At 30.6% G+C, this 1222-nt stretch carries 2 protein-coding genes; both read left to right on the top strand.

What is annotated here, in order from left to right:
* On the top strand, positions 1-223 hold a 223-nt coding region (locus FLB_RS14505), incomplete at its 5' end, for a hypothetical protein (protein WP_231891070.1).
* A gap of 77 nt (positions 224-300) precedes the next feature.
* Entirely contained in the window at positions 301-1029 is a 729-nt protein-coding gene (locus FLB_RS08945; RefSeq protein WP_231891069.1) for a transposase, read from the top strand.
* Positions 1030-1222 lie beyond the last annotated feature (193 nt).

The following is a 1222-nucleotide window of genomic DNA, read 5'->3' as shown; positions in this document are numbered from 1 at the left end:
ATGTTTACAAAAGTTTATTGAAATTCGTTTCAATAAACTTTTCTTATTTATGAAAAACTCAAAAAAAAGCGTTGCCCTACATGTAAAAGTCTTCAAACTATTAAATGGGGAGTCCAACAAAATAAGCAGCGTTTTAAATGCAAAGAATGTAGTCAATTATTTACCTCAAACAATAAGTCAGTTTCAGATTCTAACAAAGAAATTTGGTTCAAGAATTGGATAATTGGTAAAGACACTTTTGATAAAATCGCACTAGAATCCGGTTATAGCAAAAGCACTTTACAGCGTTATTTTTCTAAAATGTTATGCAAAGCACCTATTTTAGAATTCAGCTCTACTGATGAAATTTATTTAGTACTGGATGGAACCTATTTTCCAAATGATATCTGTTTGGTTGTTTATAGAAACTTCCATTTAAGGTCAACGCAACTTTATAGGATGACTAATGGAGAGCATTTCGAAGAAATTGCTGAGGACTTACAGAATTTATTGAATCTAGGAATCAAAATAAAAAGCATCACATCCGATGGAGATAAATCCTCAATAAAAGCTATTAAAAAAGTGTGTCCAAAAGTGCCTTTTCAAAGATGTTTAGTTCATATATCAAGAATGTGCAGAATATGGATTACTCAGCATCCAAAACTTAAATCTGGTTTTGAGCTCAAGCAAATAGTTGTCAAAATTCATCATATTGATTCTGAATATAAACGTCAATTATGGCTTATTGAACTCATTCAATGGGAAGAAGAGTATAGAGATTTTATCAATCAAAAATCATATAATATGGAAACTGGAAGGTATTGGTATACCCATAAAATGGTTCGAAGATCATTTACTGTAATTAAAAAAGCATTACCCAATATGTTTCTTTATTTAAAAGATGACAAAATACCTAATTCAACAAACTCTTTGGAATCGTTTTTTGGGCATTTAAAAGGAAATCTAAATGTTCATAGAGGATTGAGTTTAACCAATCGGAAAAATTTTTTGAAATGGTATCTGTATTACAAAAACCAAATCAATACGTAGGTTTTCATTAGCCATAGACACACCAAAAAATGTATAAAAAAGGGCAGATTGAACTGCCCTCATTTTTCGTATGTGTATCAAATCTATTGCTAATTGGTTGCTCCTCAGCAGAGCCAATGTCCTCTTTAATTTGACGCAAGCAATTTAACTAATCTTAAATGAAAAATCACCAACTATTTTTGACCACATTACC

Origin of the sequence: Flavobacterium succinicans, assembly GCF_001662485.1 — a bacterium.
In the GTDB taxonomy this organism is placed as follows: domain Bacteria; phylum Bacteroidota; class Bacteroidia; order Flavobacteriales; family Flavobacteriaceae; genus Flavobacterium; species Flavobacterium succinicans_A.
The sequence above is the reverse complement of the archived record's forward strand: the minus strand, read 5'-3'. Positions and strand labels throughout refer to the sequence as shown.

Coding starts and splice junctions, on each gene's coding strand:
- FLB_RS08945 (WP_231891069.1), top strand. CDS start 301: ATGTTATGCAAAGCACCTATTTTAGAATTCAGCTCTACTGATGAAATT.